Source organism: Actinoplanes sp. NPDC051513, from assembly GCF_044454685.1.
Taxonomy (GTDB): domain Bacteria; phylum Actinomycetota; class Actinomycetes; order Mycobacteriales; family Micromonosporaceae; genus Actinoplanes.
Map to the genome: position 1 here is coordinate 758,022 of NZ_JBITDW010000002.1, position 20,515 is coordinate 778,536.

The following is a 20,515-nucleotide window of genomic DNA, read 5'->3' on the forward strand; positions in this document are numbered from 1 at the left end:
GTTTCTTGGCGGCCGGGCTACGCGACCCGTAGCCCGGCCGCCCATTTCCTCGCCCGTGCCGTCTCGCCGTCGAGCAGCGGCCCGGCTGTGCCGGAGACGCGGAAACTTTCCGCCGGCGCCACCACGCGGCAGCCGAGCCGGCGCAACTTTCGCCGGGCTTTCCGGGCCGCCGACCCGGTCGGGTAGCGGGTGTCGATCCTCGTGTCGAACGTGGCCGCCGCGAGCCCCGCAAGCCCGGGGGAGGCGTCCAGGTATTCGCGAAGGCCGCCGCCACTGTGCTCCGACGCGCCCTGTTTGACCGCGTCGGCGCGCGTGGCCGGCCGGCTCATGCTCAGCGCGTGCGTCGGTCCGCCCACGACCAGCAGATCCACCCCCGCCGCCGACGGCCGGGCCGCGGCGTCGGCGAGCGTCACCTCGTACCCGCCGGCCAGGCCCTCCGCGATCGCCCGCGCGATCGCCGCGGTGTTTCCGAACATCGATTCGTAGACCACCAGGGCTTTCATCTCCGCACGATCCCTTCCAGAGGCAGGCGCGGCGTGGCCGGCGCCGTCGCGACCCCGGCCGCCGCGAAACGCAGCACCAGGTGCGGGTAGCCGGCCCAGCCGAGCAGTTTGCGAATCCGATCCCGGCTCCGGGCCACCTCGGTGACCACGCTGAGCGGCAGCACGCCCAGCCCGAGGTCGGTGGCGGTGAGCCATCCCGCGGACAGCGCCTCGCCCGCGATCAGCCAGTCCAGCCGGGTGTCGCCGGTCGTGTGCAGAACCGCGAAGACCCAGGCCCGGCGCAGCGACCCCCTGATCTCGGCCGCCTCGGCCTTGCGCAGAGCGAGCGCCGGCAACGTGATCGCCGTGTCCGGCGGCAACCCCGAAAGCAACCCCGGCGGCAGCCCCGAAAGCAACCCCGGCGGCAGCCCCGAAAGCAACCCCGGCGGCAACCCCGTGGGCAACCCCGGCGGCAACGCCGACGACGGGACACCGACGCCGGAGACCCTCGAGCCGCCGACCCAGACCGCCGCCTCGTCGCGCCAGGCGCTCTCTGCGGCCTCGCTCTCCACCGCCGCCGACGCGGCCGCCGCCAGTTCGAAGATCTGGTCCGGGCGCACGACGCTGAGATCGGCGCCGCGGGCGAGCACGGCCGCGCGCACGCTGCGTACCCGATGAAGGTCGACCGATTCGCCCAGCGTGACCCGCCGGTCGGTGCGGCGCCACAGCGCCGCCTCCGCGAGCCGCGCCGAGTCCACATCGACCGGGACGCCGTCGCGGAGGGTCAGCCGGGCCAGCAGGTCCGGATCGTCCTGGTCGGGAAGCCGCGCGATGTCGGCCGCCCGCTGCAGGCTCGCGTGATGCAGCCCGGCCCCGCAGCTCAGCACGGCAAGCCGCCCGTCGGGGTCGGTGGCCGGCAGCACCCGGCGCCGCTCGAGGAACAGCTCGAGCGCACGCTCCGACGCGACCCGCCACCGCCACGGCTGGCTGTTGTGCAGCGAGGGCGCGAGCCCCGCGAACCGGACGACGTCGACCAGGGAGTTCATACCCCCAGCCTCGCGCCGCGACCCGGCGCCGGGCAGGGCCCGAGGACCCTACGGCCCGGGACGTTCGGCGCGGTCAGCGAAGGCGGAAGAGGACCTCGCCGGCCTGGGGGATCACCATGGTGCCGGGGTCGGCGGTCAGGGCCTCGATGTCGACGTCGGCCGGGTCGAGATAGTCGAGGTTGGCCCGGCGGACGACGTCCTCGGGGATTCCGGTGGCCAGGGTGACGGTGACCCGGTCGTGCTCGCCGGTTTCCGGGTCCCAGGCGCCGGCGCCCCGCAGGTGGGTGGAGTGGGCCAGGACGCCCCAGTGGTGGTGCGAGAACTTGTCCCACTGCTTCAGGAAATAGTCGCGGCAGTGGTAGCCGATCTCCTCGATCTCGGGGTGCATCTCGGAGATGCGGGTGATGTGCGGGGCGTACAGAATCACCTGGCCGTCGTCGGCGACCACCGGCTCCACCTTGTAGAAGCCCTTGGCGCCGGTCCACATGTCGTCGTATTTCTCGGGGATCATCGACAGGATCCGGCGAACGGGAGCGTCCAGGTAGCGCACGTGAGTCTCGGCCGAGATGTCGGCGCAGGCCGCCCAGGCCTGGTCGGGAGGGCCGAAGGAGGCCGCGTGCAGGGCGCCCGTGCCGGACTGCACGACCAGGCACAACGCCAGCCGGCGGCTGGGAATCAGGGCCGCGGCCTCGTCGATCAGCGCACGGACGGGCGTGATCCCGCGGGTCCCGATGATCTCGGCGCTGGTGATCAGCGCCCCCAGCCAGTGCGAGAAGTCGATGATCTCCTGGCCGGCGACGCCCGGGAAGAAGTACTTGTTCCCGCCCGAGAAACCCACCACCTCGTGCGGGAACACCGGCCCGACCACCAGGCAGACGTCGTGGTCGACCACGGCTCGGTTGAGCGTGACGTCGACGGCCCGCCGCATCCGTCCCTCCGAGAGCTCGCCCACCCGCTCGGCGGAGATGTGTCCCAGGGAGACCAGCGCCGACGGCACCCACCATTCGTGGTTGAGCACGTCGAACCCCGGATACGGCCCGCCGAGATGTTTCGCGAGGTGCGCCGCGCTCATCGGGGCGTGCGTGCCCAGCGCCACCAGCACGGTGACCCGTGAGGCCCGGCCGGCTAGCGCCGAGTGCACCGCGCCCAGCAGCAACGGCAGCGGGCAGCTACGAGTGGCGTCCGGCACGATCACGCAGACCGACTTCCCGTCGAGGCCGGCCCCGCTGAGCCGTTCCATGACGAAATCCCGCACGGTCGCGTCGTCGAGCACCTGATCCGCGGCGCCGATGGTGTCTCCCATGAGAGAAACTCTCCGCCACCATCAGCCATCCCGCAAAGAAAGCGAGGTCTGTGGCAGCCTGTGCGGATGCCGGCACGCGCATCCAGCACCCGCGAGATCCAGGACATCCTGTGGCGGGCGGCCGGCAAGCTGCGCGGGTCGGTGGACGCCGGGCAGTATCGGGAGTTCATCCTCGGGCTCGTCTTCCTCAAGTACGTGTCGGACGCCCGGGTGCTCGGGGTGCGGTGGGCGACCCTCGCCGCGGGGGGCGGGGCGATCGGGCAGCGGCTGGATGCCGCGATGGACGCGGTCATGCGGGACAATCCGGCGCTCGCCGGGGTGCTGCCCAAGGTGTTCGGCAAGGTCGACCCGAAGCGGCTCGGCGAGATCGTCGAGCTGATCGGGGACGCGCGGTTCACCGAGGACGGTGACCGGCCGGCGCAGGACGTGCTGGGAGAGGCCTACGAATATTTCCTCGAGCGATTCGCCCGCGCCGAAGGAAAGCGGGCGGGGGAGTTCTACACGCCCGCGGGAGTGGTGCGGCTGCTCGTCGAGATGCTGGAGCCCGGCGAGGGGGACGTCTACGACCCGTGCTGCGGGTCGGGGGGCATGTTCGTGCAGGCCGCCAAGTTTCGCGGGCGCGATGTCGCCGTGCACGGGCAGGAGAGCAACGAGCGCACCTGGCGGCTCGCGAAGATGAACCTCGCCATCCACGGGATGGACCCGGGCGGGCTCGGCGAGACGTGGGCCGACACGTTCGCCCGCGACCTGCACCCGGGGCTGCGCGCCGACTTCATCCTCGCCAACCCGCCGTTCAACCAGTCGGACTGGCAGCGGGATCCCGCCGACCCGCGCTGGGTCTACGGCGTGCCGCCGCTGAGCAACGCGAACTTCGCCTGGCTTCAGCACATCGCCGCGAAACTCCGGGGCAGCGCGGGCGTCGTCCTGTCCAACGGGTCGATGTCGTCGCGGCAGTCGGGGGAGGGCGCGATCCGGGCTGCCCTCGTCCGGGACGACCTGGTGGCCTGCATGGTGGCGCTGCCGGGAAACCTCTTCCGCACCACGGCGATCCCGGCCTGCCTCTGGTTTCTCGCCCGCGACAAGGGCGATCGGAGCGGGCAGATCCTGTTCATCGACGCGCGGGCGATGGGCACGATGGTCGATCGCACCGAGCGGGTCCTGACCGAGGCCGACATCGCCCGGATCGCGGACACCTACCACGCCTGGCGCAAGGACGAGTACGAAAATGTGCCGGGGTTCTGCTTCGCGGCGACGACCGCGGACGTCGCCGCGCAGGATTTCGTGCTCACCCCCGGCCGCTATGTGGGCGCGGCCGAAAGCCGGGCGGACGACGAGCCGGTCGCCGAGAGAATCGAGCGGCTCACCAAGGAGCTCTACGCCCGGTTCGAGGAGTCCGGCCGGCTGGAGGCCGTCGTGCGCGAGCAGCTCGGGCGGCTGGATGGATGACTGGCGAAATGGATGACTGGCGGACCGGGACGCTGCGCGACGTGGCCGCGCCGAAGGGGCTGGTCGGCGGGCCGTTCGGGTCCTCGCTGGGCGGCAAGGACTACGTCGCGTCCGGCGTCCCGGTCATTCGCGGCGTGAATCTGGGATCGGACGGCTATTTCGACCCCGCCGAATTCGTTTTCGTGACGCCGGAGAAAGCGCGAGAATTGGCCGGCAATCGGGCCCGGCCCGGCGATGTCGTCTTCACCCAGCGGGGCACGCTCGGCCAAGTCGGGATCGTGCCCGCGAAATATGACAACTACGTGATTTCGCAGAGTCAGATGCGGCTGCGCGTCGACCCCGCCGAGGCCGACCCTCGTTTCGTTTACTACCAGTTCCGATCGCGGGCCATGGTCGACACGATCCGTAACTGCGCCATCACGACCGGGGTGCCGCACATCAACCTCGGCATCCTCGCCGCCCTGCCGATAGTGATCCCCCCGCTGCGCGATCAGGTGGCGATCGCCGAGGTTCTCGGCGCCCTCGACGACAAGATCGCGGCCAACGCGGCGACCGCGCGCACCGCCCATGACCTGGCCGCGGCCGAGTTCGCGCGGGCGCAGGCCGAGGCGAGCGCACAGGCCCGGCTGGGTGACGTTCTCGACCTGGTCTACGGCCGGGCGCTGCCGGCGAGGCTCCGGCGCCCCGGCGAGGTGCCCGTCTTCGGCAGCGGCGGCCGGCTCGGCATGCACGACACGCCCCTGGTCGCGGGCCCGGGCGTGATCGTCGGCCGCAAGGGCACGGTCGGTTCGGTCCACTGGTCGGCGGCGGGGTTCTTCCCGATCGACACGACCTATTATGTGCATATAAAATCGGAAAAACTGAGTTTTGTGTATGCGTACCATATGCTGCTGAATCTGGGTCTTGACCGGATGAATCAGGACTCGGCCGTTCCCGGGCTCAATCGATCGCACGCCCTGGCGGTTCCGGTACTCCTGCCGCCCTCCGAGATAATCGCCGAATTCACCCAGGGTGTCCGTTCTTTGTTCGCGCTGCGTGACCGGCTGGCCGAGGAGAACGCCTCCCTGTCCGGCCTGCGCGATTACCTTTTGCCCCGATTGCTGTCTCGAAATTTGTCGATTCACGAGATCTGCGGCGCCTGAAAAAGGGGCAAACGGCCGCTCATCGGGCGAGAAAAGTTCGGAAACCTTCCAGCTACGCAACCTTGAGATTGTCTCGGGTTCATGGGTTCGTTACCCTGCATCCGCTACGGCGACCGATAGACGTGAACGTGGTCGATCGCGCCGTGCTGCTAGGCGAAACGGGGATGTAAGTCGATGCTGTGCATAGAGGGACGTGATCTGGGCTGCTCAGGGGCCGTGCGGCCCGCGAGGAGCGAGGCGTGATCGCCCTGCGGTTCTACCGGCTGCTGCCGAAGGACTACAGGCTGCGGCTGGTGCAGGTGCTTCCGCCGCATCGACAACTGTGGTTGGTCCGCCGGCTCACCCGGCAGCGCTCGCAGGCCCGCCCGGCGGCCGCCGGCACGCTGATCAAGGCACGGGACGCCGGCGCCACGATCCACGCCAAGGTCGAGCTCGACACGACGCCCGCAGTCGCGTGGCACCGCAACCTCACCGCGGTCACCACGGTCCTCGACCGGGCCGGCATCGACTATTTCTGCCTGCGCCCGCCCAGCGACCGGCTGCACAGCTCCCTCGCCGTGCACCGGCGTGACCGGGAGCGCACGCTCGAGGCCCTGCGGGCGGACGCCGGGCTCGCCGGCGCGCGGATCCGCACCGGCGAGGCGACCGACCAGGGCTTCCGCCCCAGCCGGATCGGGAAGACGGGCGTCCAGGTCTTCTTCCCGGTGACCGACCCGCACGGCGCCACGGTGCTGGGCAGCGGCACGGCGTGCGAGATCGAGTTCTGGCGGACGGTGAAGGGCGCCGGCGGCGCGCCGGACGCGATCGTCGGCCCGCGCCGCAACGAGGTGGCGACCACGCTGCCCGCCGAGGCCGAGTACGTGCAGGCGCCCGCGGTGGCGCTGAACCCGATCCTCCCGCCGACCGACACCCGGCCGCGCTACCGCACCCGCAGCGAGTTCGCCGGCATGCCCGCCGAGGACGTCCGCTTCCCGATCGACGTGGTCTACACCTGGGTCGACGGCAGCGACCACGACTGGCTCGAGCGCAAGAACGCCTCGCTGGCCGCGGTCGGCCAGGAGCAGATCAACACGATCGCCACCAACCAGTCGCGCTTCATCAGCCGGGACGAGCTGCGCTACTCGCTGCGCTCGATCGTGTCGTTCGCGCCCTGGGTGCGGCACATCTTCCTGGTGACCGACGACCAGCTGCCGCCGTGGCTCAACGACCAGGACCCGTGGCTCACCGTCATCCGGCACAGCGAGCTGTTCGGCGACACCGGCAAGCTTCCGACGTTCAACTCGCACGCCATCGAGTCCCGGCTGCACCGCATCCCGGATCTGTCCGAGCACTTCGTCTACTTCAACGACGACATGTTCCTGGGCCGGCTGGTGCTGCCGACCGCGTTCTTCCACGCCAACGGCCTCGCCAAGTTCTTCCCGTCGACGGCGCAGCTCGAGGCCGGGCCGGCCACCGTCTTCGACGCGCCGGTGACCGCGGCCGGCAAGAACAACCGGCGGCACATCCAGGAGCTGTTCGACCGCACCATCACCCGCAAGATGCAGCACGTGCCGTACCCGCTGCAGAAGAGCGTGCTCGAGGAGATCGAGCAGTGGCTGCCCGACGTGGTGGGCAAGACCGCCGAGCACCAGTTCCGGCACCCGGCCGACCTGTCGATCCCGTCGTCGCTGCAGCACTACTGGGCGTACCTCACCAAGCGCGCGGTGCCGGGCACCATCAAATACACGTACGCGGACCTGGCCCATCCCTCGACGCCGGTGCAGCTCGCGTTCCTGCTGTCCCGCCGGCACTGCGACGTCTTCTGCCTCAACGACACCGACTCGGCGGCCGTGGCGCTCGACGAGCAGGCGGCGATGATGGCCGACTTCCTCCCGAAGTACTTCCCGTTCCGCTCGCCCTTCGAGCTGCCCGACGACGTGGCCGCCGAGCGCGCGCAGTTCAGCGCGACCGAGCTGGCCCGCCAGGCGCGCAACGGAACGACCGCGGTCATCCCGCACCAGTACACGCCGCACGCCGGCACGCTCCAGCGCAACTGATCGCCGGACAACCGAGAAACCACACGAGGAGAGCCGTTGCACGCGGTGGAGATGTCCATCCAGATGACGCCGCGGACGGTGCACGTCCATCCGGGCCTGACGCCCCTGCGGGTGTGCACGCTCAACCACACCGCGGTCGCGCAGGCGCTCGAGGCCGCAGGGGTCGAGCACTTCGCGGTGCGCGGCCTGGAGGACCGGGCGCCGGTGATCGGGGTGCGCGCCGACGAGCGCGCCGCGGTCGTCGCCGCGCTCGCCGCCCTCGCCCGGCGGACCGGCGCATACCTGGCCTCGATCATGCCCAAGCCCGCGCTGCGTGACGTGCTCCTGGACGGCGCCGACGACGGCGCGTGGGGCAAGGTCGCCGGCGCGAAGGTGCTGCGCCTGGTCTGGTTCCGCACCGACCCCACGCAGAAGCTGGTGTACGGCCGGGAGCACGGTTGCGACATCGAGTTCTGGGGAACCGCGCGGGACGGCCGGCTGTGGGCGCCCCGGCACAACCGCGTGGGCCGGGCGCTGCCCGGCGAGAGCACGCCGGTCCAGGCGCCGATGGAGCTGTTCACCCGGTACGCGGGGGTGGGGCGGACCCTTCCCGCGGTGCGCACGCGCCCGGAGATGACCATCACGCTGCCGGACGACGTGACCTTCCCGATCGACGTGGTCTACACCTGGGTCGACGGCGCCGATCCGCTCTGGCAGCAGAAGCGCGCGCAGGTCACCGGCGAGACCTACCACGCCGAATCGGCCAGCGCGGCCCGGTTCCTCAGCCGGGACGAGTTGCGCTACTCGCTGCGGTCGATCCACGCGAACGCGCCCTGGGTCCGCAACATCTACATCGTCACCGACGAGCAGACGCCGCCCTGGCTGGACAGCACCCAGCCGAACATCCGGGTGGTGAGCCACAAGGAGATCTTCAGCGACCCGGCAGCGCTGCCCGTGTTCAACTCGCACGCGATCGAGAGCCAGCTGCACCGCATCGACGGCCTGGCCGAGCACTTCCTCTACCTCAACGACGACATGTTCTTCGGCCGCCCGATGGTGCCGCAGGCGTTCTTCCTGGGCAACGGGCTGTCGAAGTTCTTCCTCTCGCAGGGGCGGGTGCCGGTCGGCCCGGTCCGGGCGGACGACACCCCGGTCGACGCCGCGCACAAGAACAACCGCCGCCTGCTGCAGGAGAGGTTCGGCCCGGTCACCACCCAGGTCCTCCAGCACGTCCCGTACGCCCTGCGCCGTAGCGTCATGGCCGAGATCGAGGCGGAGTTCCCGGCCGAGTACGCGGCCACCATGGCGTCCCGCTTCCGCAGCACCGATGACCTGTCGCCGGTCTCGAACCTCTACCACCACTACGCGTTCCTCAGTGGCCGGGCGCTGCCCGGAACGGTGAAGTACGGCTACGTCCAGCTGGCCGTCCCCGACCTCGCGGCCCGTCTGGCCCGGGCGCTGGAGCGGCGCGACTGGGAGGCGTACTGCATCAACGACGCCTACTCCACCGAGGACGAGCTCGCCGCGCAGGACGCCGTGCTGCGGCCCTTCCTGGACGGCTACTTCCCGGTGCCGAGCCCGTACGAGAAGCAGGGCTGACATGCGGATCGCCATCCTGGTCCACAACGTCTACGGCGTCGGCGGCACGAACCGTACCGTCATCAACCTGGCCGCCGAGCTCTCGCACCGGCACGACGTCGAGATCGTGTCGATCCTGCGCCGCCTCGACCGGCCGATGATGGAGATCCCGTCCCGGGTCTCCGTCGTGGGCCTCGTCGACCTGCGCAAGGGCACGGCGGACAGCAAGGACCCCGGCGGCCGCGAGATGTCGGCGCTGGTGCCGGTCGAGGAGGAGTTCTACCGGTTCTACAGCCGGCTGACCGACGACCGGGTCGCCGAGTACCTCGGGCGCACCCCGTACGACGTGGTGGTGGGCACCCGCTCGGCGCTCAACCTCTACGTGGCCCGGCTCGGCCGCGCGGGCAGCGTACGTGTCGCCCAGGAGCACATGACGCAGGACATGATCCCGGCCTCGGTGCACGAACAGATGCGGCTCCACTACCGCCGGCTCTCGGCGGTCACCGCGGTCACCGAGGCCGACGCCGCCGCCGTGCGCGAGCTGCTGGGAGCGGGCGCGCCGCCGGTGCTGGCCATCCCGAACAGCGTCCCGGAGCCGCAGGTGGCGCCGGCCCGCGGTGACCGCAAGGTCGTGGTGGCGGCCGGCCGGCTGCACCCGATCAAGCGCTACGACCTGCTCGTGCGGGCCTTCGCCAAGGTCGTCACCGAACGACGGGACTGGACGCTGCGCATCTACGGAAGCGGCGGCGAGTCCCACCAGCTCGGCGCCCTCATCGCCGATCTGGGCCTGCAGAACCACGTCTTCCGGATGGGCGGCTACGCGCCCCTCGACGCGGAGTGGGTGAAGGGCTCGATCGCGGCGGTCACCTCGGACCAGGAGTCCTTCGGCATGACCATCGTCGAGGCGATGCGGTGCGGCGTGCCCGTGGTGAGCACGGCGTGCCCGGTCGGCCCGGTGGAGATCATCGACGACGGCGTGGACGGGCTGCTGGTGCCGACCGGCGACATCGACGCCATCGCGGCCGCCCTGGTCCGCCTGATGAACGACGACGAGTTGCGGGTCCGGCTCGGCGCCGCCGCCCGGGAGAGCGCCCGCCGCTACGATCCCGCGCCGATCGCGGCCCGCTACGAGGAGCTGTTCCAGCGGCACCTGCCGGGCGACCGTCCGCGGCGGACCGCCGCCGCGCGGCTGCGGGCCCCGGCCCGCACGCTGCGCTCGGGCGGGCGGGCGCTGTTCCGCGTCCTGCCCGACCTCAGGTCCCGCCGCGAGACCTCGCCCGTCGCGGCGTGCCGGCTGGAGAACGGGCGGGTGGTCGTCACCGTTCCCGGCCACGGCCTGCCGCGCCAGATGACTCACCTGGTCTGCCGCCCCCGCCGCATCGAGGGCGTCACCAAGGCCCTACGGTTCCCGCTCAGCGCAGACCAGGCGCAGTGGTCGGCCGCCTTCCCCGCCGAGTCCCCGGTGTTCGCCGAGGGCCGGTGGGACCTGTTCCTGGCCGACCGCCGCGGCCGCCTGCACCGGCTCCGGGCCGGGGTGCTCGACGTCCGCGACCTGATCGGCGGGGCCGAGACCGCGCCGTTCACACGCAACGTGCCCTATGCGACCAAGGACAAGTTCGTCGCGGTGGCCGCGTGGAACCGCGAGGAGCACGCCGAGCTGGGCCAGATCTGGTACGGGCTCGAAACGATCACGGTGACCGGCCGGATCGTCGCGGGCAGCTTCGGCGATGCCAGTCCGGTGCTGACGCTGACGCGCCGCGAGCACCTCGAGACCATCACCGTCGCGGGCACGAGCGAGGGCGACGGGCAGTTCCGGTTCGACGTGCCGCTCGGCCGGCCGGCGGCCGCCCGGCTGCTGCGGTACGAGGACTGGGACGCCGCGGTGTCACGCGGCGCGGACGCGACCCTGATACCGATCGCCCGGCTGATGGACGACGTCGTCGAACGCAAGCGCACCTACGTCTACCCGTCCGTGCGCGTGGACGACGAGCAACCGCCCGAGCTGTACGAGGAGAGCCCGGTCACCGAGGTGCGGATCGCACCGTACCTGACCATCCAGAGTGGATTGTCGTTCGTCGTCACCGACCGCCACATCTGAGCGCGCGGCGGGTGCAGGAGAGGACCGGATGATGGTGAAGGCCTGGTTGCGCTCGTTGCTCGGCGGGCCCGACCGCTCGGGGCCGGCGCCCGCGCCGTGGCGGCCGGGGCCGGCGATGACCATCGTGGCGCACCCGGACGACGACCTGTTCTTCATCAATCCCGGTGTCCGCCTGGCGATCACCTCGATGGCGCCGACGATCGGCGTCGTGCTCACGGCGGCCGAGGGCGACGGCCGCAACGTCGACACCCGCGATCCCGACCGGGGCCGCACGCCGCCCGACCACGCCGGTTATTCGACCGCCCGGCACGTGGGGCTGCGACGCGCGTACGCCCGGATGGCCGACCTGCCCGCGGACGGCCCGTGGCGGCAGGAGGCCGTCACGCTGGCGGCCGGCCTCGTCGTCGAGCGGGACACCCTCGAAGCCGCGCCGCACGTGATGCTCTACTTCGTCAACCTCGCCCACCGGCAGGGCGAGACCCGCGCCTTCTACACCTTCCCGCCCCTGCTCGACGGCGAGATCGAGCACGCTCCCACGCTGCCGGCGCGGGACCTCGACACACCGGCACAGCAGGTCTCGCGGGAGACGCTGGTCGCCGCGGTGGTGGAGCTCATCCAGCGGCATCGCCCGACGGTGATCCGCACCCTGGACCCGGACCCCGAGCACGACTGGGGCCGTACCGACTTCGTGGCCGCGGATCACCCGGAGCACGCCGCGACGGCCCGCCTGACGATCGAGGCCGTTCACCGGGTGAGCAACAACAACCCGAGCCCGCCGGTGGTCGAGTACTACCGGGCGTACCCCAGCCGGTACTGGCCCTACAACCTCAGCAAGCGGATACACCAGGAAAAAGCCGGCTACGTGAGCACGTACGCCGGTGCGGATGCCAAAAACCCCGGCTACGCGTACGGGCACGGCGACTATCAGCTCGGGGAGAACGCGCACGTCAGCACCCGCATCCTCACCACCGGGCAGCGGTACGTCGCCACCTCCACCTGGCTCAGCCGGCTCTCGTCCGGCGCCCTGGCGGCCTTCGCGGTGCTCGGCGACCGGCTCGCGGTCTGGTCGGAGCGCAATCCCGGCTCCGGCGCCTGGCAGGGCCCCGAGTTGATCGGGCACGGGCTGATGCCGACCCTGGCGGTGGCGTCCGGCGGCTCCGGCCCGGCGCACGTGGTGGCCCTGCGCCGCACCGACGTGCGCGGCACGATCGAGGTCGACGCCGGGCACTTCACCGTCGACGATCGTGGCCGGCTTTCCGGCTGGCAGTCGCTGGGCGGTCCGGACGCGGCCGACCCGGACCGCCGCAAGCAACGCGAGATCGGCGTGCCGGCCGCCACCGTCGACCCCGACGGCTTTCTGTGGGTCTTCGCGCGGGACTTCACCGGCGGGCTGAGTTTCCGCCGGCAGACGGCCGAGGGGTGGCAACCGTGGGAGCCGCTCGGCGGCGGCCCCCTGCAGGACGTGCCGGTGGCCACCGTGAGCGGCGCCGGACTGGTGCAGGTGTACGTGGCGTCGAAGCGCACCGTCGCGCACTGGCGGCAGGTGGAGAAGGGCGGCCCGCTCGTCGCGCACCACACGCTGCGGACCACCCCGGTGGCCACCGGCGGCCTGCGCGCGGTACGGACCGCCGGGGACCGCGCCTGCCTGCTCTTCCGGCAGGCCGGGACCGGGACGGTGCTGGCGTACCGGGAACACGGGGAGCCGGGCACGTGGCCGGGCAAGCCGACGGAGTTCGGCGGCCACGACGGCCTCGGCCCGATCGCCGCGCTCGACAACCCCGGCCGGGGCGCCGGCGACCTGGTGATGGCCCAGCGGAACCGCTTCGCGACGGCCAGCGTGTCCATCCATCCCGCGCCGGCCGAGGGATCGCGGTGGCGGCGGCTCCCGGGGCCGATCTGCGGCGGCCCGGCGCTGGCCATCGATCAGGCCGGGCACGCGGTTCTCGCCGTGATCGGCCAGGACGGCAGATTGCACGTCTGCCGGACGACCGGACCGGATCCGGCCGGCACGTTCGGCGGCTGGACGGCGGTGTGATACCGGTTCGTGCCACTACCGAGATCGGGCTGCCGATCGAGGTCGGTTGGCTTCAGGTATGACCGGTCGCGGGGGAACGGCACGGATCGCTGGGGCGCGCACTTCTTACCGGTGGACGCTCGTCGTCTTCTTCGTCGTGGTCACGGCGACCTGGTGGCGTCCGATCCATCCGGCGGAACAGGCGTTGCATCATTCGCTGACGCTGATCGGGTTGGTGGCGTTGCTCCTGGTGCAACGGGCGCGTCCCCTCCCGTACGCGTCATTTCTGTTGATTTTGATATTTCTCGCACTGCATTCGGTGGCGGCGCGCTGGATCTATTCGTTCGTGCCCTACGACGACTGGACATCGGCGTTGTTCGGGGTGCGGATTTCGGAAACTTTCGGGTGGCAGCGCAACAACTTCGACCGGCTCGTGCACCTGAGCTACGGCCTCTGCTTCGGCCCGGTGATCTTCCGGGCGCTCGCCGGGCGGACGCGATGGGCGGCCCTGCTCGCCGTCGAGATCGTGGTGTCGACCAGCGCGCTCTACGAGCTTTTCGAGTGGGCGATCGCGATGACGCTCGCGCCCGCGGACGCCGAGGCCTACAACGGCCAGCAGGGCGACATGTGGGATGCGCACAGGGACATGGCGATCGCGACGCTCGGCGCGATCGCCGGGGTGGCTGTCGCGTATTTCGTCCGGCGGCGCTCGACCGGCGGGCTTTCGTCCGGTGGCGAACTTTCGTCGAGTGGCGAACTTTCGTCCAGCGGCGGCCAACGCACGCGGCGTAGGTTGTTCGTAGCAGATCGTCGCTGACCGGGAGGTGTCGATGAACAAGCTCATCAACGATCCGGGGCGCGTGGTCGCCGATGCCCTGCGAGGCATGGCGGCGGCTCATCCCGAGTTGCGGGTCGACCACGATCAGCGGGTCGTCTTCCGGGGCGACGCGCCCGTGCGCGGCAAGGTCGGCCTGGTCTCCGGCGGCGGCTCCGGCCACGAGCCGCTGCACGGCGGTTTCGTCGGCATGGGAATGCTCGACGCGGCCTGCGCCGGCGAGGTCTTCACCTCGCCCGTGCCCGATCAGATGGTCGCCGCCACCCAGGGCGTCGACGGCGGCGCCGGGGTGCTGCACATCGTCAAGAACTACACCGGCGACATCATGAATTTCGAGATGGCCGCGGAAATTGTCGAGTCCGAGGTCGTCGCGGTCGTCACCGACGACGACGTGGCCGTGCAGGACAGCCTGTACACGGCCGGCCGCCGCGGCGTCGGCGTCACCGTCCTGGTCGAGAAGATCGCGGGCGCCGCCGCCGAGCAGGGACGCCCGCTCGCCGAGGTCGCCGAGGTCGCGCGCCGGGTCAACGCGAACGGCCGCAGCATGGGTGTCGCGCTCAGCTCCTGCACGGTTCCCGCCGCCGGAAAGCCCACGTTCGACCTGCCGGACGGTCAGATGGAGCTCGGCATCGGCATCCACGGCGAGCCCGGCCGCCGCCGTGTGCCCATCGGCACGGCGGCCGAGGTGGCCGAGATGCTGGTGACCCCGGTCCTCGCCGACCTCGACTTCACCGGCGGCGACGGCGTGATCGCCTTCGTCAACGGCATGGGCGCGACGCCGCTCATCGAGCTCTACGTCATGTACGCCGAAATTTCCGCGATCCTCGAGAAGGCCGGCGTCTCGATCGCGCGGTCGCTGGTCGGCCCGTACATCACCAGCCTCGACATGGCCGGCTGCTCGGTCACCCTGCTCAAGGCCGACGACGAGATCCTGCGGCTGTGGGACGCGCCCGTGCGCACGCCCGGGCTGCGGTGGGGAGTCTGACCACGATGGCCGACACCGTCGACACCGCGGCGCTGGTCGCCTGGATCCGCGAGTTCGCCCGCCTCGTCGGCGAGCACAAGCAGATGCTCACCGAGCTGGATTCGGCGATCGGCGATGCCGATCACGGCGCCAACATGGACCGGGGCATGACCGCGGTGGTCACGGTGCTGCAGAACGAGGGCCCGAGCCGTCCGTCAGAGATTTTCAAACGTACGGGGATGACGCTGGTCAGCACCGTCGGCGGCGCCAGCGGCCCCCTGTACGGCACCGCTTTCCTGCGCATGTCCGCTACCGCCGGCGACGCCGAGCAACTCGACGGCGCCGACGTGGCGAAACTTTTCCGCGCGGCCCTCGAGGGGGTGGCCGCGCGGGGCAAGGCCGTCCCCGGCGACAAGACCATGATCGACGCGCTCTCGCCGGCCGTAGAAGCCCTCGAGGAGGCGGTGGCGTCCGGCCAGCCGCTGGGGGAGGCCCTCGACGCCGCGGTCCGCGCCGCGGAGGAGGGCCGGGCGGCCACGATCCCGATGGTGGCCCGCAAGGGCAGGGCCAGCTATCTCGGCGAGCGCAGCGCCGGCCATCAAGATCCGGGCGCCACCTCGGTGACGCTTCTGCTGGCTGCCGCCGCGACGGCTCTGGCCTGATTTCCCGTACGGGCATGGTCGGCCTCGTCGTAGTCAGCCACAGCCGGGCGCTGGCCGCGGCGGCGGTGGCCCTGGCCTCGTCGATGCTGCACGACCAGCAGGTTCCGATCGAGGTGGCCGCCGGGCTGGACGAGTCCACGCTGGGCACCGACGCGGTGGCCATCTCGTCGGCGGTGACGGCCGCCGACCAGGGCGACGGCGTCGTGGTCCTGATGGATCTGGGCAGCGCGGTCCTCTCGGCCGAGATGGCGCTGGAGATGGTCGACGACGCGGTGCGCGAGCGTGCCGTGCTCTGCCCGGCGCCGCTGGTCGAGGGGCTGGTGGCGGCCGTCGTCTCGGCCGCCGGCGGTGCGGGGCGGGCGGAGGTGGCGGCCGAGGCGGTCGGCGCGCTGGAGGCGAAGCAGTCACATCTCGGCGCGCCGGTGTCCACAAGCGAATCGCCCGCGTCCTTGGAAGCGCCGGACTCGCTGTCCCGGGCTGTCACGATCACCAATCCGCATGGGCTGCACGCCCGGCCGGCGGCGCGGCTCGTCACCTCGGCCGCCCGGTTCGACGCCCACGTGGAGATTCGCAACCGCACCACGGGATCGGCGTGGGTGCGGGCGGGGAGCCTGTCGCGAGTGGCGACGCTGGGGGTGATGCGGGGGCACGAGATCGAGGTGCGGGCGTCGGGGCCGCAGGCTCGGGAAGCGGTCGATGAGCTGGTGGGGCTGGCCGCCCGCGCGTTCGACGAAGCGCCCACTGCATACGGGATGCCCGCCGCGTCCGCTGTGTCCGGGGCGCCCGTCGCGCCGGTCGCGTCCTCCGAACCAGGGACGGGGGAGAGGGTGCCGTCCGCCACAGCCGGCGACGTTGCCTTCTCGATGGTCGAAGCCCGTGCCGGGGTCGAACCTGCTGACGGAGATGTCGTGGCCCGCGGGCGTGGGCAGGCCGCGTCGGCGGGAGTCGGTATCGGGCCGGTCTGGCGACCCAGCGCCGGCCCTCTTCAGCCGGATATCTCCGAAATATCATCTCGAGGTGCCGAAGCGGAGGCTCGCCGCCTCGACGACGCGATAGCGGCGGTCCGGCGGGACATCGCCGAGACGCGGGCGGCGGCCGCCGACGACGAGGCCGCGGCCGACATCTTCGGGGCGCACCTGTTGCTGCTCGACGACGCCGACCTGCTGTCCGATGTGTCGGCCCGGATTCAGCGCGGTGACGCCGCGCCCCGCGCGTTCCGCGACGCCGCCGGGCGGGTGGCGGCGGAGTTCGAGGCGCTGCCCGACCCGTACCTCAAGGCACGCGCCGCCGACGTCCGCGCGGTCGGCGAGCAGGTCGTCCGGCGTCTGCTCGGCCTGACGACCGCACCCCTCGACGGGGACGGCGTGCTGATCGGCGACGACCTCGCGCCGGCCGAGGCCGCAGGCCTCGACCGGCGCCGGGTGGCCGGTGTCCTGCTGGCGGGCGGAAGCCCCACCGCCCACGCGGCCATCATCGCGCGGGCGCGAAACATTCCGATGGTGGTCGGGGCCGGAAAGGGCGTGCTCGGCATCGCGACCGGCACGACGATCGCGCTCGACGGCGGCGCCGGGGAATTCGTGGTCGCGCCACCCGAAAGTGTCGTCGAAGACTTTCGCTCGCGCGCCACGGCCCGGAGCGTGCGTCAGCGGCGGGCCGCCGAGCGGGCGCACGAGCCCGCGGTGACCGGCGGCGGCGTCACGATCCTGGTGGCGGCCAACATCGGGTCGGTCGCGGACGCGCGCGAGGCGGCGGAGAACGGCGCCGACCAGGCCGGCCTGGTGCGCACCGAGTTCCTCTTCCTCGATCGTGACGAGGCGCCCGGCGCCGACGAGCAGGTCGCCGTCTACGCAGAGATCGCCGAGGCGATGCGCGGGCGCCGCATCACGCTGCGCACCCTCGACGTGGGTGGGGACAAGCCGCTCCGGTACGCGCCGGGCCGCCCGGAGCAGAATCCGTTCCTCGGCGTACGCGGCTTGCGTCATTCCCTGGAAAATCCGGACCTGTTCGGCGCTCAGCTCGACGCGATCGTCCGGGTGGCCCGGGACACCCCGGTGAGCGTCATGTTCCCGATGGTCACCAGTGTCCACGAGCTGATCGCCGCGCGACGCATGCTCGACGACCGCCGGCCGCCGGACGGCCTCGAGGTGGGCATCATGGTCGAGGTGCCGGCGGCCGCGCTGAAGGTGGAAACATTCCGGCCGTACGTCGATTTCGTCAGCATCGGCACCAATGACCTGACCCAGTACACGCTGGCCGCGGAGCGCGGCAATCCGTCGGTGCCCGCGGACGGCCTCGACCCCGCGGTGCTGCGCCTGATCGACGCGGTGTGCCGGAAAGCGGGCGTGCCGGTGGCGGTGTGCGGCGAGCTCGCGGCCGACGAGACGGCCGTGCCGTTGCTGACCGCCCTCGGCGTGCACGAGCTGAGCGTGACCCCGGCCGCCGTGCCTTTGGTCAAGGCGGCCGTGCGCGCGATCGGGTCCGGGACCGCGATCGGGTCCGGGACCGCGGCCTGGGCCTTGGAGCTCCCGGACGCCGCGGCCGTGCGCCGGCGCCTCGGCGATTGAGCAGGGCCTGCATCTTGCCGGCGATCAGGGCGGCCGAGCGCCGCGGGTTGAGCCGGTAGAGAAGCGCCGACGTCGACCGTCCTCGAGGCCACCACGTGCTCATCGCAGGCGGGGAAGCGCGCCGGGCGCGATGACCAGCCGCCGGGTGGCCCGGGTGAGCGCCACGTAGAGGTCCCGTTTCGCGAATCGGTCCGGCGCCACGACGATCACGGTGTCGAACTCGAGCCCGCGGCATTTCGACACCGGGATCGCGCCGTCCAGGACCAGGTCGTCCGGGCAGATCACGGCCACCAGCTCTCCGGGCGCGATCGTCAGCTCTTCCGGTGCCACGCAAGGCTTTTCCCCATGCCGCAGCGACCGGCTGGCCCGTTGCCCGGGCGCAATCTCGGCGAGCAGGTCGCGGCTGTAATCGAGGATCTCCGCCGTGGTCCGGTAGTTGACCGTCAGCGTGTGCAGCTCGAACCGCTCGCCGACCGCCTCCCGCCAGCCCGTGACGGTCGAGCCCGGCCCGGCCTGCGCGAAGTCGCCGACCACGGTCATCGACCGCGACGGGCATCGCCGGAGGACCACCCGCCAGTCCATCTCGGTGAGCTCCTGCGCCTCGTCGACCACGATGTGCCCGTACACGTCGGCCGGAGGTCCGTCGACCAGCTCGGCCGCTTCGTCGAGCAGCGCGAGATCGGCTGCCGTCCACGCCGCACCGGGCGCGCGGCGCAACGGCTCCCATTCCGGCGGCGGCTCGGCGAGCAGCCCCGCCACCACCTCGCCCGCGGTCAACCGCGGCCAGAGACGGCCGATCGCCTCGTCGAGCCGCGGATCCGCCGCGATCGCCGCCCGGTCCGCCGGCCCGTCAGTCGCGATCCTTTCCGGGTCCGCCGGCCCGTCGGTCGCGATCCTGTCCCGGTCGGCCGGCCCATCGGTCGCGATCCTCTGCCGGCCCGCCGGCTCATCCGACGCGATCCTCTCCCAGTCCACCGGCCCATCGGTCGCGAGCACATCGCCAGGCCTGGGCGGCGCGTCGGCGGCGAGGCCCAGTGATCGCAGGTCGGCCGCGACGGCCGCGTCGAGGTCGATCCCGGTGAGCGCCGCGGTCTCCGCGTCGATCCGTTCCAGCGTCGCGGCGGTGTGCCGGGCGCGCAGCCGCGCCAATTCGGCGACGAGGTACTCCCGGAATGCCTCCCGCCCGGCGTTGTGCGGCTTCCCGCCGGCGGCGGCCAGGGCCTCGGCCACCGCGCTCGCATCGACCTCGACGATCTCCGTTCCCAGCGGCAAGCGGATCGCCGCGGCATCCGGGCGCCGCGCCGAGACGTACGCGGCCAGGAGCCCGGCCATGTCCGCCCGCCCCTTCAGCCGCGCCACGCCGGCCGGCTCACTGCTGCTGGGCGGCTCACTGCTGCTGGGCGGCTCACTGCCGCTGGGCGGCTCACTGCCGCCGGCTGGCTCACTGCCGCCGGCTGGCTCACTGCCGCCGGCTGACTCGTTGCCGCCGGCCGGCTCGTGGCCGTCGGCCGCAGCGCCGGTGATGCGGGTTCGGGCGGCCAGCCGCACGTCGTTCTCGCCCAGCGACGGCAACACCTGCGAGATGTAGTCGAGAAACCGCGGGTCCGGCCCGACGACGAGCACGCCGCGCTCGGCCGTCGCCGGGAACGCGAACAACACGTACGCGGCGCGGTGCAGCGCCACCACGGTCTTCCCCGTGCCCGGCCCGCCCTGCACGACCGTGATTCCCCGATGCGGCGACCGGACGATCGCATCCTGCTCGGCCTGGAGCGTCGTCACCACGTCCGTCATCCGCCCGGTGCGCGGCGCCGCGAGCGCCTCGGCGAGCGGCCCGTCACCGATCACGTCGTCCGCGCCGGGCGCCGATCCGTCCAGGATCTCGTCGGCGACGCTCACCACCCGGCGCCCGTCGAGCCGCAGGTGGCGCCGCCGTCGCAGGCCCAGCGGGCGGGCCGGCGTGGCGGCATAGAACGGCGCCGCGGCCGGCGCCCGCCAGTCCACCAGCAGCGGCTCCCCGTCCACCCGGATCCCGCGCCGCCCGATGTGCAGCCAGGTCCCGTCGGTGTGGTCGATCCGCCCGAACACGAGCCGCTGCTCGACCGTCCGCAGCGCCGTCAGCCTCCGCCGCAGCAGCGCCGCCCGCTCGTGGTCCGGTTGGCCGGCCCGCGCGGTCGCCCACTCGCCGTCCGGTTGGCCGGCCCGCGCGGTCGCCCACTCGCCGTCCGGTTGGCCGGCCCGCGCCGCCGCCCGGTCACCGTCCCGCCGGCCGCGAAGCTCCTCGAGCACTGCGGCCGTCTCGGCGTCCACCAGCTCGTATATGCGCGTCACCAGCGCCTGCTCACTCACCGCTCCCATTGTCAGGAGAT

Annotated in this window: 14 protein-coding genes; 10 read left to right on the forward strand and 4 right to left on the reverse strand. The window is 72.1% G+C overall.

Translation table 11 applies throughout. The features are described 5' to 3' along the window. Nucleotides 1-17 precede the first annotated feature (17 nt). The 3 genes from ACIA5D_RS08805 to ACIA5D_RS08815 form a co-directional block, all read right to left on the reverse strand. Complete coding sequence (locus ACIA5D_RS08805) at nucleotides 18-503, reverse strand: flavodoxin family protein (RefSeq protein WP_396029270.1); 486 nt, start codon at nucleotides 501-503, stop codon at nucleotides 18-20. Beyond that, complete coding sequence (locus tag ACIA5D_RS08810; RefSeq protein ID WP_396029271.1) at nucleotides 500-1,528, reverse strand: Acg family FMN-binding oxidoreductase; 1,029 nt, start codon at nucleotides 1,526-1,528, stop codon at nucleotides 500-502. Before ACIA5D_RS08810 ends, ACIA5D_RS08805 begins: the two co-directional genes overlap by 4 nt. 73 nt (nucleotides 1,529-1,601) lie before the next feature. Continuing rightward, nucleotides 1,602-2,831, reverse strand: coding sequence for a lactate racemase domain-containing protein (locus tag ACIA5D_RS08815; protein ID WP_396029272.1), 1,230 nt, complete (start codon nucleotides 2,829-2,831; stop codon nucleotides 1,602-1,604). Between the two features lie 27 nt (nucleotides 2,832-2,858). Between ACIA5D_RS08815 and ACIA5D_RS08820 the strand changes: the two genes are divergently transcribed. The 10 genes from ACIA5D_RS08820 to ptsP all read left to right on the forward strand — a co-directional run bounded on the left by ACIA5D_RS08820 (nucleotide 2,859) and on the right by ptsP (nucleotide 18,149). Beyond that, nucleotides 2,859-4,277, forward strand: a complete 1,419-nt coding sequence (locus ACIA5D_RS08820; protein ID WP_396029502.1) for an N-6 DNA methylase — start codon at nucleotides 2,859-2,861, stop codon at nucleotides 4,275-4,277. Between the two features lie 8 nt (nucleotides 4,278-4,285). Next, entirely contained in the window at nucleotides 4,286-5,419 is a 1,134-nt protein-coding gene (locus ACIA5D_RS08825) for a restriction endonuclease subunit S (protein ID WP_396029273.1), read from the forward strand. A 239-nt stretch (nucleotides 5,420-5,658) separates the two neighbouring features. Beyond that, nucleotides 5,659-7,455, forward strand: coding sequence for a stealth family protein (locus ACIA5D_RS08830; protein WP_396029274.1), 1,797 nt, complete (start codon nucleotides 5,659-5,661; stop codon nucleotides 7,453-7,455). 45 nt (nucleotides 7,456-7,500) lie between these two features. After that, nucleotides 7,501-9,033, forward strand: a complete 1,533-nt coding sequence (locus ACIA5D_RS08835) for a stealth family protein (RefSeq protein ID WP_396029503.1) — start codon at nucleotides 7,501-7,503, stop codon at nucleotides 9,031-9,033. A gap of 1 nt (nucleotide 9,034) precedes the next feature. Continuing rightward, a complete protein-coding gene (locus tag ACIA5D_RS08840; RefSeq protein WP_396029275.1) occupies nucleotides 9,035-11,110 on the forward strand; it encodes a glycosyltransferase family 4 protein in 2,076 nt (691 codons plus the stop codon). Nucleotides 11,111-11,138: 28 nt separating this feature from the next. Continuing rightward, entirely contained in the window at nucleotides 11,139-13,145 is a 2,007-nt protein-coding gene (locus tag ACIA5D_RS08845) for a PIG-L family deacetylase (protein WP_396029276.1), read from the forward strand. A gap of 58 nt (nucleotides 13,146-13,203) precedes the next feature. Continuing rightward, on the forward strand, nucleotides 13,204-13,941 hold the full coding sequence (locus tag ACIA5D_RS08850) for a DUF2238 domain-containing protein (protein WP_396029277.1): 738 nt from the start codon (nucleotides 13,204-13,206) through the stop codon (nucleotides 13,939-13,941). 13 nt (nucleotides 13,942-13,954) lie between these two features. Further along, nucleotides 13,955-14,944, forward strand: coding sequence for a dihydroxyacetone kinase subunit DhaK (gene dhaK, locus ACIA5D_RS08855; RefSeq protein ID WP_396029278.1), 990 nt, complete (start codon nucleotides 13,955-13,957; stop codon nucleotides 14,942-14,944). A gap of 5 nt (nucleotides 14,945-14,949) precedes the next feature. Then, the gene (gene dhaL, locus ACIA5D_RS08860; RefSeq protein WP_396029279.1) at nucleotides 14,950-15,585 is read left to right on the forward strand and encodes a dihydroxyacetone kinase subunit DhaL; all 636 of its coding nucleotides are present in this window, start codon (nucleotides 14,950-14,952) and stop codon (nucleotides 15,583-15,585) included. Nucleotides 15,586-15,599: 14 nt separating this feature from the next. Further along, the gene (gene ptsP, locus ACIA5D_RS08865; protein WP_396029280.1) at nucleotides 15,600-18,149 is read left to right on the forward strand and encodes a phosphoenolpyruvate--protein phosphotransferase; all 2,550 of its coding nucleotides are present in this window, start codon (nucleotides 15,600-15,602) and stop codon (nucleotides 18,147-18,149) included. A 99-nt stretch (nucleotides 18,150-18,248) separates the two neighbouring features. On the opposite strand, the gene ACIA5D_RS08870 is transcribed toward ptsP, so the two are convergent. After that, nucleotides 18,249-20,495, reverse strand: a complete 2,247-nt coding sequence (locus tag ACIA5D_RS08870) for a HelD family protein (protein ID WP_396029281.1) — start codon at nucleotides 20,493-20,495, stop codon at nucleotides 18,249-18,251. Nucleotides 20,496-20,515 lie beyond the last annotated feature (20 nt).

Excerpts from the sequence above, each read along its gene's own strand:
- ACIA5D_RS08825 (WP_396029273.1), top strand. The coding sequence starts at position 4,286 with ATGGATGACTGGCGGACCGGGACGCTGCGCGACGTGGCCGCGCCGAAG.
- dhaK (WP_396029278.1), top strand. The coding sequence starts at position 13,955 with ATGAACAAGCTCATCAACGATCCGGGGCGCGTGGTCGCCGATGCCCTG.
- ACIA5D_RS08845 (WP_396029276.1), top strand. The coding sequence starts at position 11,139 with ATGATGGTGAAGGCCTGGTTGCGCTCGTTGCTCGGCGGGCCCGACCGC.
- ACIA5D_RS08810 (WP_396029271.1), bottom strand. The coding sequence starts at position 1,528 with ATGAACTCCCTGGTCGACGTCGTCCGGTTCGCGGGGCTCGCGCCCTCG.
- ACIA5D_RS08840 (WP_396029275.1), top strand. The coding sequence starts at position 9,035 with ATGCGGATCGCCATCCTGGTCCACAACGTCTACGGCGTCGGCGGCACG.
- dhaL (WP_396029279.1), top strand. The coding sequence starts at position 14,950 with ATGGCCGACACCGTCGACACCGCGGCGCTGGTCGCCTGGATCCGCGAG.
- ACIA5D_RS08850 (WP_396029277.1), top strand. The coding sequence starts at position 13,204 with ATGACCGGTCGCGGGGGAACGGCACGGATCGCTGGGGCGCGCACTTCT.
- ACIA5D_RS08805 (WP_396029270.1), bottom strand. The coding sequence starts at position 503 with ATGAAAGCCCTGGTGGTCTACGAATCGATGTTCGGAAACACCGCGGCG.
- ptsP (WP_396029280.1), top strand. The coding sequence starts at position 15,600 with ATGGTCGGCCTCGTCGTAGTCAGCCACAGCCGGGCGCTGGCCGCGGCG.
- ACIA5D_RS08815 (WP_396029272.1), bottom strand. The coding sequence starts at position 2,831 with ATGGGAGACACCATCGGCGCCGCGGATCAGGTGCTCGACGACGCGACC.